At 61.9% G+C, this 13,889-nt stretch carries 17 protein-coding genes; 8 read left to right on the forward strand and 9 right to left on the reverse strand.

The window, feature by feature from the left end; genetic code table 11:
• Position 1: 1 nt before the first annotated feature.
• The 7 genes from AC1DRE_RS13860 (at position 2) to AC1DRE_RS13890 (ending at position 6,886) form a co-directional block, all read left to right on the forward strand.
• Positions 2-928, forward strand: a complete 927-nt coding sequence (locus tag AC1DRE_RS13860; protein WP_476985173.1) for a pilus assembly protein TadG-related protein — start codon at positions 2-4, stop codon at positions 926-928.
• A 27-nt stretch (positions 929-955) separates the two neighbouring features.
• Positions 956-1,729 (forward strand): Flp pilus assembly protein CpaB, encoded by a 774-nt coding sequence (gene cpaB, locus AC1DRE_RS13865; protein ID WP_476985174.1) that lies wholly within the window; start codon positions 956-958, stop codon positions 1,727-1,729.
• Positions 1,726-2,922: a CpaE/TadZ family protein gene (locus AC1DRE_RS13870; RefSeq protein WP_476985175.1), complete on the forward strand. Its 1,197-nt coding sequence runs from the start codon at positions 1,726-1,728 to the stop codon at positions 2,920-2,922. Before cpaB ends, AC1DRE_RS13870 begins: the two co-directional genes overlap by 4 nt.
• On the forward strand, positions 2,923-4,482 hold the full coding sequence (locus tag AC1DRE_RS13875; protein WP_476985176.1) for a CpaF family protein: 1,560 nt from the start codon (positions 2,923-2,925) through the stop codon (positions 4,480-4,482).
• Between the two features lie 10 nt (positions 4,483-4,492).
• Positions 4,493-5,425 carry a type II secretion system F family protein gene (locus AC1DRE_RS13880; protein WP_476985177.1) on the forward strand — a complete coding sequence of 311 codons (933 nt, stop codon included), beginning with the start codon at positions 4,493-4,495 and terminating at the stop codon, positions 5,423-5,425.
• 7 nt (positions 5,426-5,432) lie between these two features.
• Complete coding sequence (locus AC1DRE_RS13885) at positions 5,433-6,317, forward strand: type II secretion system F family protein (protein WP_476985178.1); 885 nt, start codon at positions 5,433-5,435, stop codon at positions 6,315-6,317.
• Between the two features lie 107 nt (positions 6,318-6,424).
• Entirely contained in the window at positions 6,425-6,886 is a 462-nt protein-coding gene (locus tag AC1DRE_RS13890; RefSeq protein WP_476985179.1) for an Hpt domain-containing protein, read from the forward strand.
• Here the strand turns inward: AC1DRE_RS13890 and AC1DRE_RS13895 are convergent, their stop codons facing one another.
• Both AC1DRE_RS13895 and AC1DRE_RS13900 read right to left on the reverse strand, forming a co-directional pair.
• Complete coding sequence (locus tag AC1DRE_RS13895) at positions 6,887-7,684, reverse strand: response regulator transcription factor (protein ID WP_476985180.1); 798 nt, start codon at positions 7,682-7,684, stop codon at positions 6,887-6,889.
• Between the two features lie 435 nt (positions 7,685-8,119).
• A complete protein-coding gene (locus AC1DRE_RS13900) occupies positions 8,120-8,455 on the reverse strand; it encodes a hypothetical protein (RefSeq protein WP_476985181.1) in 336 nt (111 codons plus the stop codon).
• A gap of 19 nt (positions 8,456-8,474) precedes the next feature.
• Here AC1DRE_RS13900 and AC1DRE_RS13905 point away from each other — a divergent pair, with 19 nt between their 5' ends.
• Positions 8,475-9,614 (forward strand): sensor histidine kinase, encoded by a 1,140-nt coding sequence (locus AC1DRE_RS13905; protein ID WP_476985182.1) that lies wholly within the window; start codon positions 8,475-8,477, stop codon positions 9,612-9,614.
• Between the two features lie 27 nt (positions 9,615-9,641).
• Here AC1DRE_RS13905 and truA read toward each other — a convergent pair whose 3' ends face one another.
• The 7 genes from truA to infA all read right to left on the reverse strand — a co-directional run bounded on the left by truA (position 9,642) and on the right by infA (position 13,760).
• Positions 9,642-10,532, reverse strand: coding sequence for a tRNA pseudouridine(38-40) synthase TruA (gene truA / locus AC1DRE_RS13910; protein ID WP_476985183.1), 891 nt, complete (start codon positions 10,530-10,532; stop codon positions 9,642-9,644).
• 31 nt (positions 10,533-10,563) lie between these two features.
• Positions 10,564-11,145, reverse strand: coding sequence for a 50S ribosomal protein L17 (rplQ, locus tag AC1DRE_RS13915; protein WP_476985184.1), 582 nt, complete (start codon positions 11,143-11,145; stop codon positions 10,564-10,566).
• A 65-nt stretch (positions 11,146-11,210) separates the two neighbouring features.
• Positions 11,211-12,221 (reverse strand): DNA-directed RNA polymerase subunit alpha, encoded by a 1,011-nt coding sequence (locus AC1DRE_RS13920; RefSeq protein ID WP_104172048.1) that lies wholly within the window; start codon positions 12,219-12,221, stop codon positions 11,211-11,213.
• 132 nt (positions 12,222-12,353) lie between these two features.
• Positions 12,354-12,755, reverse strand: coding sequence for a 30S ribosomal protein S11 (rpsK, locus tag AC1DRE_RS13925; RefSeq protein WP_028265083.1), 402 nt, complete (start codon positions 12,753-12,755; stop codon positions 12,354-12,356).
• A gap of 52 nt (positions 12,756-12,807) precedes the next feature.
• Complete coding sequence (gene rpsM, locus AC1DRE_RS13930) at positions 12,808-13,182, reverse strand: 30S ribosomal protein S13 (RefSeq protein ID WP_066293239.1); 375 nt, start codon at positions 13,180-13,182, stop codon at positions 12,808-12,810.
• Positions 13,183-13,355: 173 nt separating this feature from the next.
• Positions 13,356-13,469, reverse strand: coding sequence for a 50S ribosomal protein L36 (gene rpmJ / locus AC1DRE_RS13935; protein WP_009358722.1), 114 nt, complete (start codon positions 13,467-13,469; stop codon positions 13,356-13,358).
• Between the two features lie 69 nt (positions 13,470-13,538).
• A complete protein-coding gene (gene infA / locus AC1DRE_RS13940; protein WP_009358723.1) occupies positions 13,539-13,760 on the reverse strand; it encodes a translation initiation factor IF-1 in 222 nt (73 codons plus the stop codon).
• Positions 13,761-13,889 lie beyond the last annotated feature (129 nt).

The raw sequence follows: 13,889 nt of genomic DNA on the forward strand, positions 1-13,889 counted from the left end.
CGTGAGCGTCGTCGTCGCCCTTCTACTGGTGGCGCTTCTCGGCTTCGGCGCGATCGCGGTCGATGTAGGGATGCTCTACTCCGAGCGGACCCAGCTTCAGAACGCGTCGGACGCCGCAGCGCTGATGGTGGCGCAGAAGTGCGCCAAGAACGCGGCCGATACAAACTGCTCAGCCACCGCCCCTCTCGCCGCCGAACTTGCCAACAAGAACTCGGTGGACGGGCTCAGCAACGTGAAGTCCATCGAATTAGACAAAACCGGCCACACGGTCCGAGTCACCTCCGGCGCGAAGGAGTCAGGCGAGGCAGCCAACCAAGTGTCGCTCTTTTTCGCCCGCATCTTTGGCATGAACACCACCGAGGTCAATGCCAGCTCCACCGTTAGCTGGGGCACGCCCTCCAAGGGACCTGCAATCCTCCCCCTCGCGATTGCACAATGCAAGCTTGACATCCCTCCGGCGGGAACGACCGGCGCGGAGCAAGTGCTGAACCAGTCTGTCAATGGCTGCGGCGGCATCCCCGGGGGATTCGGCTGGATACAAGGTACGGGGACAGCGACAACGTGCGCAATTACTGTAACTGCGGGGGCATCAACCAACTCGGGCATTTGGTTCAGCAGCGATACGGGCGCGAGTGCTCCGAGTTTATGCGCAGCCGCCGATTTCACCCAGATGAACGATCAAACGGTCCTCTTGCCTCTCTATGACATTGCCACAGGAACAGGCTCCGCAGGCAAGTACTACATCAAGGGCTTTGCCGCTTTTCACGTCACCGGTTATCACTTCGCGAGTATTAGCTGGACAACCGGAGGGGCCGTCCCGAACAAGGCCATCCGGGGGTATTTCGTCAAATTCGTCTCCCTCTCCGAAGCCTTCGAACTCGGCAGCGCCCCCGATTACGGTACGTCCGTTGTCCGTCTTTCCAAATAATCCGTCCCAAAACCACAGGAGCAGTCAGTGAAGTCACGTTTGTTGGCAGGAGTGGTGGCAGTCCTCCTGGCCATCGTCGGGGCGGTCCTTGTGGTCACATACGCCCAGGGTGCCGACCAGCGGGCGGTCAAGGACCTCGATCCGGTGGGAGTCTTGGTGGTCACGAAAGCCATCCCCGCCGGCGCAACAGTCGACACCGTGAAGGCTTCGGTCGCCCTGGAACAAGTGCCGGGAACCGCCGTCGCAAAGTCCGCGCTGGACACCCTTGACGAATCCGCTGGAAAAGTCGCCTCCGCCGACCTCGTCCCCGGCGAGCAGCTTCTGGAAGAGAAGCTCGTCGCCCCGGAAGACCTCCAGACCTCCGGCTCGGTTAAGGTGCCGGCAGGCCTGCAGGAAGTGTCTTTCCAGCTGGAGCCACAGCGCGTCGTCGGCGGTCGCCTTGTTCCCGGTGACCACGTGGGCGTCTTCATCTCCATGAAAGCGGGCGGCATCGAGTCGAAAGCGGATAAAGAGACCACGCAACTCTCCATCCACAAGGTCCTGGTGACGTCCGTCCAGCGGGCCCCCGAAGGTGCCGCCGCCAAGCCGGCGCCAACGGCGAGCGCCGGAACGGAGCCTGACCCCCGGGACGTGAACCTCCCCACCGGATCCCTGATGATCACGGTGGCGGTCAACGACATCAACGCGGGCAAGATCGTGTTCGCGTCTGAATTCGGCGATGCCATCTGGCTGACCCGGGAACCACTCGACGCCGAGGATAACGGTCCGCGCGTCATGATCCGGCCGGACGTCTACAAATGAGCCGCTTCGTCCTCATCACGCCCGACGCCGACTTCGACGGCCGCCTTCGCCAGGCCGTTGCCGGAGCCCTGCAAGGTGGCGTGCAGACCTTCCTTACAAGCCTGCTCCCCGCCGATCCCAACGAACTGTTCGCCCACCTGAACCAGGAGCAGCCCGAGGTGCTGATCCTGGGGCCTGGTGTCCCCGTGGATGAGGCGCTCCGGCTCGCGACCATCATGAACGTCCGGTTCCCGGAGCTCAGCGTCATTTTGGCGGCTGAGCCGGATCCCAACTTCATCCTGCAAGCCATGCGGGCGGGCATCCGGGACATCCTCTCCCCCGACTCGGATGCTGCGCAGATCAGGGTCCTCCTGGAGCGCGTCACCCAATCCTTCGCCAGCCGGTACCGTACGCAGGCACCCCAGCTGACGGCCGAATCCAACAAGGGCCTCGTGATCGGCGTCTTCTCCCCCAAAGGCGGAGTTGGCAAGACCACCATTGCCACCAACATCGCGATAGGACTGGGGAAAATCGCCCCGATGAGCGTAGTGATTGTGGACCTGGACCTGCAGTTCGGCGACGTCGCTTCCGCGCTCTATCTCGACCCCCAACACACTGTCACCGACGCAGTCTCCCCCGCGGCCAGTCAGGATTCGCTGGTCCTGAAGGCTTTCCTTACGGTCCACCCGGGCAGCATCTACGCGGTTTGCGCTCCCCCCACCCCCGTTGATGCCGATGAAATAACCCCGGAGCAGGTCAGTCGCCTGCTTGAACAGCTCTCCGAGCAGTTCCAATACGTCGTGGTGGACACGGCTCCGGGCCTTCCGGAAATCGGCCTCGCGGCCATGGAACAGTGCACGGACGTGGTGTGGGTCAGCGGCATGGACATCCCCAGCGTCCGCGGCCTGCGTTCAGGCCTAGACGTCCTGCGTCAGCTGGATATCCTCCCGGAGACCCGGCACGTGGTGCTGAACATGGCGGATTCCAAGCTCGGGCTGACAGTCCAGGACCTCGAATCGACCATCGGAGCCCCCGTGGATGTCAGTATTCCCCGGTCCAAGGCCGTGGCGCTCTCCACCAACCGCGGAATCCCCGTCCTCCAACAAACAGTGAAGGACCCCGCGACCAAAAGCCTGAACCAACTCGTTGACCGCTTTAATCCCGCATGGCGGGCCAAATCGCAACGCAAACTGCACCGGAGAGTCGTGGTCTAAATGAAACTTTCAGAGCGCATCAGTGCTGCCCAGGAAAAAACGCAGGCCCGCACGCACACCGTTCCCCCGCCGTCGCCAGCCCCACGAGCCACCACCGCAACACTTGAGCTCGACCGCCCTGAGCTGCCCACCCGGCAGTCCGACCCGTGGGCGGCACCGCGGCCGGAAAAGCGCACGACGGCGGCGGCACCGGCTGCCGCCGTCGTCGTTCCCTCACCGGGGACTGACCACACGGACGAGGTGAAAACGAAAGTCCAGCAGCCCGTAGACGCCTTTGCCGCCCTAAAGGAGCGGGCAGCCACTGCGCTGTTCGAACGCATGGGTTCCCGTTTCAACGACTCTGCGGTCACGGAGCAGGAGCTCCGGACGTCCGCACGCGAGGAGCTCACACGCATCATCGACGGCGAGCAGGTCCCGCTCTCCGCGGATGAGCGCACCCGTCTGGTCCAGGACGTCGCCGACGACGTACTGGGCTATGGCCCGTTGCAGCGTCTCCTCGATGATCCCGCCGTCACGGAGATCATGGTCAACCGGATGGACCAGATCTACGTGGAGCGTAAGGGCCACCTCACCCTGGCCGACTCCCGCTTCAGCTCGGAGGAACACTTGCGGAAAGTCATTGAACGCATCGTGTCCAAGGTTGGCCGCCGCATTGACGAGTCGTCGCCCCTGGTAGATGCCCGGCTGGAAGACGGCTCCCGCGTCAACGCGGTGATTCCGCCCCTGGCCGTGGGCGGATCATCGCTGACCATCCGTAAATTCAGCAAGGTGCCCCTGACGGTCCGTAACCTCATCGACTTTGGAACCCTCACTCCGGAAATGGCGGAGCTCCTGAATGCGTGTGTGAAGGCAAAGCTCAACATCATCGTCTCCGGCGGAACGGGAACAGGGAAAACAACCCTGCTCAACGTTCTCTCATCCTTCCTGCCGGCGGACGAACGGATCGTCACCATCGAGGATGCTGTGGAGCTCCAGATCCAGCAGGATCATGTGGTCCGGCTGGAAAGCCGTCCCCCCAACACCGAGGGCAAAGGCGAAGTGACCATCCGTGAACTCCTGCGGAACTCGCTGCGTATGCGCCCTGACCGCATTGTGGTGGGTGAGGTACGCGGCGGCGAGTCGCTGGACATGCTCCAGGCCATGAACACGGGACACGACGGATCCCTCTCGACGGTTCACTCCAACTCACCGCGTGACGCCGTCGCCCGTCTGGAAACACTGGTGCTTATGGCAGGGATGGACCTGCCACTGCGGGCTATCCGGGAACAGATAGCTTCAGCGGTCAACCTGATCGTCCAGATTTCTCGCTTGCGTGACGGCAGTCGCCGCATCACCCACGTGACCGAGGTACAGGGTATGGAGGGCGACATCGTCACCTTGCAGGACGCGTTCGTCTTCGACTATTCCGCAGGCGTCGATGCACACGGACGTTTCCTCGGTCGACCGGTCGCCACCGGGATCCGTCCGCGCTTCATCGACCGCTTCGAGGACCTCGGAATCCATGTCTCACCCGGGGTCTTCGCCACCCCCGCCGGTCCCGCCGGCGAAGGAAAGGCCTAGGGCCGCCGCCATGCTCATGACCGTTGGAGCGGCGCTCCTCTTCATCGCACCGATCCTCTTGGGGGTGGCGCTGCTCATTCCCGGTACGCCGGAAATCGCTGTGGGACGGCGCCGCCCTTATGACGCAGACCCGCCTTCACCGCTGACCCGGCTGGCAGGCATCACAGTCGGGGCCCTTCACCGCTTCCTGGGGGCCAGGAACGTTCGCCTCTACAGCCGTGATTTGCTGGAGAACGCCGGTGTCCGGCTCAGCCAGGCTGAGTTCTTTGTCCTGGTCATTGCCGGTGGCATCGTCGGCGCCCTTGTGGGCCTGGTGATCGGCGTGCCCGTCCTGTCCATCCTCCTCGTCATACTGGCGCCAGTCGTGGGGCATCTGGTTCTGGGCTTCCTGGCCGGAAAGCGGCGGGCCAAGTTCGACCAGCAACTCGGCGACACCCTCCAATTGCTGGCCGGCGGCCTGCGGGCGGGCCACAGCATCCTCCGCGCCATCGACGCTGCAGCTTTCGAATCACAAAGCCCGACGTCCGAAGAGATGCGTCGGGTCATTACGGAGACCAGCCTGGGCCGCGACCTGCTGGCCTCGTTGACGGACACTTCCGAGCGTATGCGGAACGAGGATTTCGTCTGGATCGCCCAGGCCATCCAGATCAACCGCGAGGTCGGCGGCAACCTGGCGGAGGTCCTTGACCAGGTCAATGAGACGATCCGGGAGCGGTCCGAAATCAAGGGCCATATCAAGGCACTCGCGGCAGAGGGAAAGTTCTCTGCTTACATCCTGATTGCCATGCCCATCGGGATCGTCGTGATGCTCATGATGGTGAACCCGGGCTATATGGATTCGATGTTCACGCATCCGCTGGGTTGGGCCATGATCGTGGGATCCGTGGTGCTCATGACCATCGGCAGCCTGTGGATGCGCAAGATCATCGATCTGAAGTTCTGAGCTGCCAATGAATCCCGTAGTGCTTTCCTCATTTCTCCTGGTATCCGTCCCCATTGGATACCTGTCCTGGTCTCTACTGTCCGTGGACCGCAAGGCCCGGACTGCGGCGGTGGCCATCCTGACCCGCGGCAGGAGGGCAGCCGACGTCCCGGAAGTGAAGCAAGGCGGCGTCCTCGACAGGATCGGGTATGGGCTGACTCCAGCAGCGTACGTCCGCAAACTCGACAGGCTACTTTCACTTGCGGGCCGCCCGGCGGCATGGCCGTTGGGCCGCATCTTGGCGGCAAAGCCTGCCTTGGGCCTGGTGGGAGCGTCGCTTGGGCTGCTCATCAGTGTGAGCGGCCCCAACCCGATGATAAAACTTGCCGGACTATTTATTCTCTTTCTGGGTTATTTCATCCCGGACCTGCTCCTCTACAGCAAGGGCATGGAACGGCAGAAAGCCATGCAGTTGGAACTGGCGAACACCCTCGACCAGATGCTCATTTCCGTCGAAGCCGGCCTTGGGTTCGAAGGTGCCATGGCCCGTGCGGGCGAAAACGGCAAGGGGCCTCTGGCAGAGGAACTCGTCCGCACGCTACAGGACATGCAGGTGGGCCGGAGCCGCCGGGAGTCCTACCTTGCCCTTGCCGAGAGGACCAACATTCCGGAACTCCGCAGCTTTGTCCAGGCCATCGTCCAGGCCGACACCTACGGCATCGCCATCAGTCGCGTCCTCAGGATCCAGGCCAAAGTCATGCGGGTGAAACGCCGCCAACGCGCCGAAGAAAAGGCGATGAAGCTACCGGTCTCGATTCTGTTCCCCCTCCTGTTCTTCATCTTTCCGGTCCTGTTCATCGCGATTCTTGGCCCAGCGGTGATCAACACAATTGACACCTTCGCCGGTCAATGACGCCATGCGCCAAGCCAGTCCGTCCGCCCAGCCCGCGAAACCGCAAGGTTTCCACAGGATTGGATGAAGTCATGCGAATTGACAGTTTGAGGAAGTAGCGTTGTCATATGTCCTTCTCAGGTAGCTTCAGCGGCGATGAAGGTGCGGGCCTTGTCCCCGCACCTTCACAGCCCACGGCTGCCCCGGGCCCGGCATCATATCTCGATGACGCTGACCTTCCACTGGTGGACCTCGCAGTTCTGCAGGACCTTGAAGAACAGCTGGCGCATCCGGCCGTTGCACAGAAATTCGCACGGGACTACGCCACGTTGTGGAGCCAGCGCCACCAGAAGCTGGCGGCAGCGCTGAAACGCCAGGATGCTGCTGCAGCCCTCGACGCGGTCATAAGTATGAAGATAGCGTCAGCCATGGTCGGAGGCCTCCGGCTGTCCCGGCTAGCGGAACAGCTGGAAGAGTTCATCCGAAGGGGAGACCTCGAAAACGGACATGCCCTCATTGCCGCTGTGGAACTCCACGGAAGCGCGACCGTAAAGGAACTTCAGGACAACTACATCCTGGCGGATGAATAGCTACCGCTGGTCGTGGATCTCCTGCCGTTCAAGCTCCGCCGGCGTCAGCTTGTACCCCACGCCGCGCACAGTCTGCAGCCATCGCGGGGACTGGGGGTCTTCGTGCAGCTTCCGCCGGAGATTCCCGATATGGACCTCAACGGCCCTCTCATCGGATTCGCTGACGTACGTATCGTCACGGCCTTCCTCGCCCCTGACTACGCGAACCAGGTCAGTCTTGGTGCAAACAGCCCCACCCACACGCAAAAGCTCCTGAAGAAGATCGAACTCACTTCGGGTCAGGGGTAGCGCGTCTCCATGGACTACAACGGACCGGGTCCTGCGATTAAGCGCCAGGCCATTATGCACGAGTACCGCTTCCTCAGCGGTCCTCGTGAGAGGCGGCGCGGCCGGGGCCGGTGCAGGCGTCCGCCCCCGTGGAGGCTGCGGCCGAGGTCTGCGCAGCATTGCTGCGACCCGCGCCCTCAGCTCCAAAGGCCGAAACGGCTTGGTGATGTAATCGTCGGCTCCCGAGTGTAGCGCCGTTAGCAGGTCCGGTTCCTCTGTCCTGCCTGTCAGCATGACTACGTAGGCGTCGCTAAACTGCCGGATTTGCCGCAGAACCTCGTAACCATCGATGTCGGGCAGGCCCACGTCCAGGGTGACGACATTGGCGCCATGGTCGCGCACCACCTCGACTCCATTCCGTCCGTCCGCGGCGGAGTAAACCTCAAACCCTGCCTGACTTAGCACGGCCTCCAATAGATTCCGCACATCTGCGTCATCCTCAACAACCACTGCAACCCCAAGATCACCCATGGACTCCCCAGCCTGACGAATTCTCCGAATATGCCCATCACATATGCGAATTTCACCACCACAAATTCACGTTACAACGCAGGAGCTAAATCGTCATCACTTTTTTCCCTATGACCCCACGCATTACTTGGCTTACTATGACACCAATTGCAACTTCTGCTTCCGGAAAGTTGGAGATCGTGGGCAGCGTTGCCTGCATCCAAAAGCCGTTGCGGGCGAGACGAGCGATTTTGCCCCCATCTGAGGAGTGGCTTCAATGAGCGAACGGTTTCTGGCACGAAAGGCGGAGCGCTTCTTCAGCGGTCTCCGGCCGCGTGCACAGGTCATACTTTGCCAGTTACCACTGACGGTCTTCATGGCTGGTCTGGTCATCGCAGCGCCCGCCGTTTGGGCGGGGGTTCTGACCAGCGGACTCTTCCTGGCCGCCCTTGTCCTTCACGCCATCATTTTTGCAGCCTGCGTCCTTGTGCCCTGGGAGAAACTGGGACCCAATGCACCCTTGTTGATACCGGTGCTGGACCTCGTTGCACTCTGGTTTACCCGTAACGGGGCCGCCGCAAATCTACAAGGACTGGGAGTACTGGCGATATTTCCGGTCATCTGGCTTTCCGCATCCGCCATTTCCGCCAGAACAAGCCTCATCATCAGCTTCTCCGGTCCGTTGCTCATCGGATTACCGACGCTGTTTTCAAAGATGCCAAACATTACGGCAGCCGACGTCACCACAACTGTGCTTTTGCCTTTGATGATGCTCGCCGTTTCGCTCGCCATACGTTTTGCCAGCGTTCATATGAAGCTTCAGCAACGCAGACTTGAAGCCAAAGACATTGAGCTTCAGGCACTCCTGGCAGAAAGCAAAGAGCGCGAACGACTCCTAAACATCATCCTGGAAACGGTCGACGTCGGAATCATTGCTGTCGGCGGCGACGGCAAACGCCTTCTTTCCAACCACCAGCAGTCCCTCTTTGAGGTGACCGCAAGCCCGGAGGGCCTGCCGGGACGCTCCCAAGAGTCGCTGCCCATGGTCTCCGGCCATGACCGAAAGACGCCGGTTCCACCGGACCGCCGTCCTGAAGCCCGCGCTGCCCAGGGCGAAACCTTCGCCGACTATCTGGTTTGGTTGGGCGAAGGCACGCAACAGCGGGCTGTATCCACCGCAGCGCGTCCCCTAAAGAACGACGACGGCGAGTTCGACGGCGCGGTAGTCGTCTTCAACGACGTCACGGGGCTGGTGGAAGCCATTTCGGCAAAGGACGACTTCCTTTCGAACGTCTCCCACGAGCTTCGGACTCCCCTGAATTCAGTGATCGGGAACCTGGACCTTGTGCTCGACGGCGAACAAGGGCTTCCTTCATTGGTTGTCCAACGGCTCGAGGTCGCGCAACGCAACACCGAACGTCTCCTCACCCTGGTTTCCGATCTCCTGGTGTCGGCGTCCGAGGCTTTGCATGTGCACCCACGCCGAACGGATCTTGCCGGCGTGGTTGAGGCGTCCCTCGGGTCGGCTCGCGCCCACGCCGAAACAACGAAGGTGGCACTGCTGATGGACGTTCCCACGCCGTTATGGGCGCACGTTGACCCGCTCCGGATAGGCCAGGCACTGGACAACCTGGTTTCGAACGCCATCAAGTACTCCCCCGACGGCGGAACGGTGAAGGTTTCGGCGCGGGCGATTGATGGCCTGATCCGCCTCCAAGTGGAGGACTCCGGGATGGGCATGACCGCGGCGGACACCGCCAAGGTCTTCACCCGGTTCTACCGCAGCCCGGCCGCAGTCGAGGCTGACATCCCCGGCGTGGGACTTGGGTTGTCCATCACCAAGTCGATCGTTGAGCGCCACGGCGGCGGCATTTCCTGTGTAAGCCGACCAGGCGAAGGCAGCACATTTACGGTGTCACTTCCGGCCGATGGCCCGCCGCCGGCCTTCTAGGAAGCACCGCCCGGCGGTCTGCCGGACTTACTTCCGCATCGCCCGCGTCAGCTCAGCCCGGGCCAGCAGCTCACCGTCCGAGGGATACGCGACTTCCTCCAGTACCAGCGGATGCGGCGCCGCCAGGACTGACTTGGCATCGCGCTTCTGCTCGAGCAGCCTCTCGTAAAGCCACCCCGGGGCCTCCTCCCCCGACCCGACAGACATCGCGGACCCCACCAGGGCACGCACCATGTTGTGGCAGAACGCGTCGGCCTGGACCGTGGCAACGATGACACCGTCGGTTCCCCGGGCGAACTCAAACCGCTGCAGCTCCCTGATGGTGGTGGATCCCTCCCGGGGCTTGCAGTAGGAACGGAAGTTCTGCAGGCCCAGGAGCTTGGACGCCCCCTCGTTCAACAGCGACACGTCGAGCTGTTCCCTGTGCCACAGTGTGGAGTACCGGCCCAGCGGATCCCACAGTGCCGGACCGTCCGCAATGCGGTAGCTGTACCGGCGCCACAGTGCGGAGAACCGCGCATCGAAGCCGTCCGGCGCAATGCTAACCTCGTGCACTTCAACGGCACCGGTGAGGTCCCCGAGCCCCCGGCTGAGCGCCCCGCGCAGGCGCCGCAGGAGGGCGACAGCGGGATCCAGTTCCACGCCGCGGTTCAGTCCCACCCACTCGGCTTCGGTGAGGTCCAGATGGACCACCTGGCCGCGGGCATGCACGCCGGCATCGGTCCGGCCGGCGACGGTCACCCGCACCTTACGCCTGACCAGCAGGGCCAGCGCCTCTTCCAGTACTCCCTGGACTGTCCTGAGGCCGGGCTGCACGGCCCACCCGCTGAACGGCCCGCCGTCGTACGCCAAATCCAAACGGACACGCAAAAACCCGCCGCCCCCCAAAACGGGGGCAGCGGGTTTCTGGTGGTTCATAGACTTAAGTCTATGCGAAGAATTTAGCGAATTACTTCGCGTCCTTTTCTTCAGCAGCAGCTTCGGCAACGTCCTCAGAAGCAGCGGCCTCTTCGGTTGCAGCAGCTTCAGTCTCAGCAGCTTCAGCTTCCGGAGCAGCTTCGGTCTCAGCGACCTCAGTCTCGGCGGGAGCTTCCTCGGCGGCCGGAGCAGCCTTGTCTGCATCGCGCTTAGCAGCAGCGGTAGCCTCGGCTACGACAGCCTGCTTGGCGGAAACCGGCTCGAGGACCAGTTCGATGACAGCCATGGGAGCGTTGTCGCCCTTGCGGTTGCCGATCTTGGTGATGCGGGTGTAGCCGCCATCGCGGTTCTCCACTGCCTGTGCAATGTCGGTGAACAGCTCGTGGACGACGCCCTTGTTGCTGATCAGGCCGAGTACACGACGGCGGGAAGCGAGGTCGCCGCGCTTGGCGAAAGTCACCAGACGCTCTGCGTACGGCTTCAGGCGCTTGGCCTTGGTCACCGTGGTGGTGATCCGCTTGTGCTCGAACAGTGCTGCAGCCAGGTTCGCGAGCATCAGGCGCTCGTGAGCCGGGCCGCCTCCGAGGCGCGGACCCTTAGTGGGGGTAGGCATAATTGTTTCTCCTGTTGTGTAGGCCGGCCAGGTCCATCACTGGACCCGGGGCCAAGATCTGCTTGTTAGAGCTCGTCGTCGCTGAACGCGGCGTCGTCCTCTTCGATGGCTGCGGCGCGTGCTGCCAGGTCGAAACCGGGAGGGGAGTCCTTGAGGGACAGACCCAGTTCAACCAGCTTGGCCTTGACCTCGTCGATGGACTTCGCACCGAAGTTACGGATGTCCATCAGGTCGGCCTCGGAGCGGGCAACGAGTTCACCCACGGTGTGGATGCCCTCACGCTTGAGGCAGTTGTAGGAACGGACGGTGAGGTCCAGATCCTCGATCGGCAGGGCCATGTCGGCTGCCAGGGCAGCGTCCGTCGGCGACGGGCCAATCTCGATACCTTCAGCTGCGGTGTTCAGCTCGCGGGCCAGACCGAACAGCTCCACCAGGGTGGTGCCTGCCGAAGCAACGGCATCGCGCGGAGCGATTGCCTGCTTGGTCTCGACGTCGACAATGAGCTTGTCGAAGTCAGTGCGCTGCTCAACACGGGTAGCTTCCACGCGGAAAGTAACCTTCAGCACCGGCGAGTAGATCGAGTCGACCGGAATGCGGCCGATCTCGGAATCGCCGGACTTGTTCTGAGCTGCCGAAACGTAGCCGCGGCCGCGCTCGATGGTCAGTTCGAGTTCGAACTTGCCCTTCGAGTTCAGCGTGGCAATGTGCAGATCCGGGTTGTGGAATTCGACGCCGGCCGGCGGAGCGATGTCCGCGGCGGTGACGACTCCCGGGCCCTGCTTGCGCAGGTAAGCAACAACCGGCTCGTCGTGCTCGGAGGAAACCGACAGGTTCTTGATGTTCAGGATGATCTCGGTGACATCTTCCTTGACACCCGGAACCGTGGTGAACTCGTGCAGCACGCCATCGATCCGGATGCTGGTTACAGCAGCGCCCGGGATGGAGGAGAGCAGGGTACGGCGGAGGGAGTTTCCGAGAGTGTATCCAAAGCCCGGCTCCAGCGGTTCAATGATGAAACGGGAGCGGTTATCGGAGACGACCTCTTCAGAGAGGGTGGGGCGCTGTGCAATGAGCACTTAGGTTTCCTTTCGGCGAGCATCCGCTATATGACGCAACACAGGTGGTGGAAATTCGGTCTGAAGACTTAACGCGGCTGGGCCTGCCCGGACCCGTGAAGGTCCGGGCAAGCTCCTGCTGCTGGAAACGTCTTAGACGCGGCGGCGCTTCGGCGGACGGCAGCCGTTGTGCGCGCTGGGGGTTACGTCCTGGATGGACCCAACCTCGAGGCCAGCGGCCTGCAGTGAACGGATTGCGGTTTCGCGTCCTGATCCCGGTCCCTTGACGAATACGTCAACCTTGCGCAGACCGTGCTCCTGTGCACGCTTTGCGGCAGCTTCGGCAGCCATCTGGGCAGCGAACGGGGTGGACTTACGTGAGCCCTTGAAGCCAACCTCACCGGCGGAAGCCCAGGAGATGACAGCACCGTTCGGATCCGTGATGGAAACGATGGTGTTGTTAAAGGTGCTCTTGATGTGCGCCTGGCCCAGCGCGATATTCTTCTTGTCCTTCTTACGCGGCTTGCGAACCGCGCCACGAGTCTTCGGGGGCATTATTTCTCCTACAGAAAGTTTATTGGGGGAAAACGCGTTAATCCCTCAGGGATTAACGTGCCTTCTTCTTGCCGGCCACGGTACGCTTCGGGCCCTTGCGGGTACGTGCGTTCGTCTTGGTGCGCTGTCCGCGAACGGGCAGGCCCTTACGGTGGCGAATACCTTCGTAGCTGCCGATTTCCACCTTGCGGCGGATATCTGCTGCTACTTCGCGGCGAAGGTCACCCTCAACCTTGTAGTTGCCTTCAATGTAGTCACGCAGCTCAACCAGCTGGGTATCGGTGAGGTCCTTAACTCGGACGTCAGCGCTGATGCCAGTGGCAGCCAGGGTTTCGTGTGCACGGGTCTTGCCCACGCCGTAGATGTAAGTAAGCGCAATTTCCAACCGCTTTTCGCGGGGAATGTCTACGCCAGCGAGACGAGCCATATTGGCGGTACTCCTTGTATAAACCGGAGGTCGTAGGCAGTACACCCGCACTTTCAGTGCGGCCCCAGCCTCCGACCGGGGGTTAGCTGTCCGGGCTCATACGTCCCAATTCAGCTTGTGCTGCCTTTATTTACTTGCGTGGGTTAGCAACCCAGGATTTCCCGTGAAGGAAATTAGCCCTGGCGCTGCTTGTGGCGCGGGTTCTCGCAGATCACCATGACCCGGCCATTACGGCGGATCACTTTGCACTTTTCGCAGATCTGCTTGACGCTCGGCTTGACCTTCATGGCGTTCCTTTGCGTGTTGCAGTTGGTCAGCTGGACCGGCCTTCGGCTATTGCTCTGGCCGCCCAGTGTTTACTTGTAGCGGTAGACGATACGACCACGTGTCAGGTCGTACGGGCTCAGCTCCACCACTACCCGGTCCTCAGGGAGAATCCTGATGTAGTGCTGGCGCATTTTTCCAGAGATGTGCGCCAGAACGATGTGCTTGTTGGTGAGCTCAACGCGAAACATCGCATTAGGCAGCGCCTCAGTCACAACGCCCTCGATCTCAATGACCCCGTCCTTCTTGGCCATACCCTCCGCTAACTGTTGTTGCCACAGCCTTCCGGTTGGCACCGGACATGACTGCGAACGTTTTTGATTGATTGGTTTCTGCCATCCGACCGCAAAAGGGCGCAAACAGGGCAGACAACCAACAGACAA

It is taken from the genome of Arthrobacter sp. P4_H3, assembly GCF_056400885.1.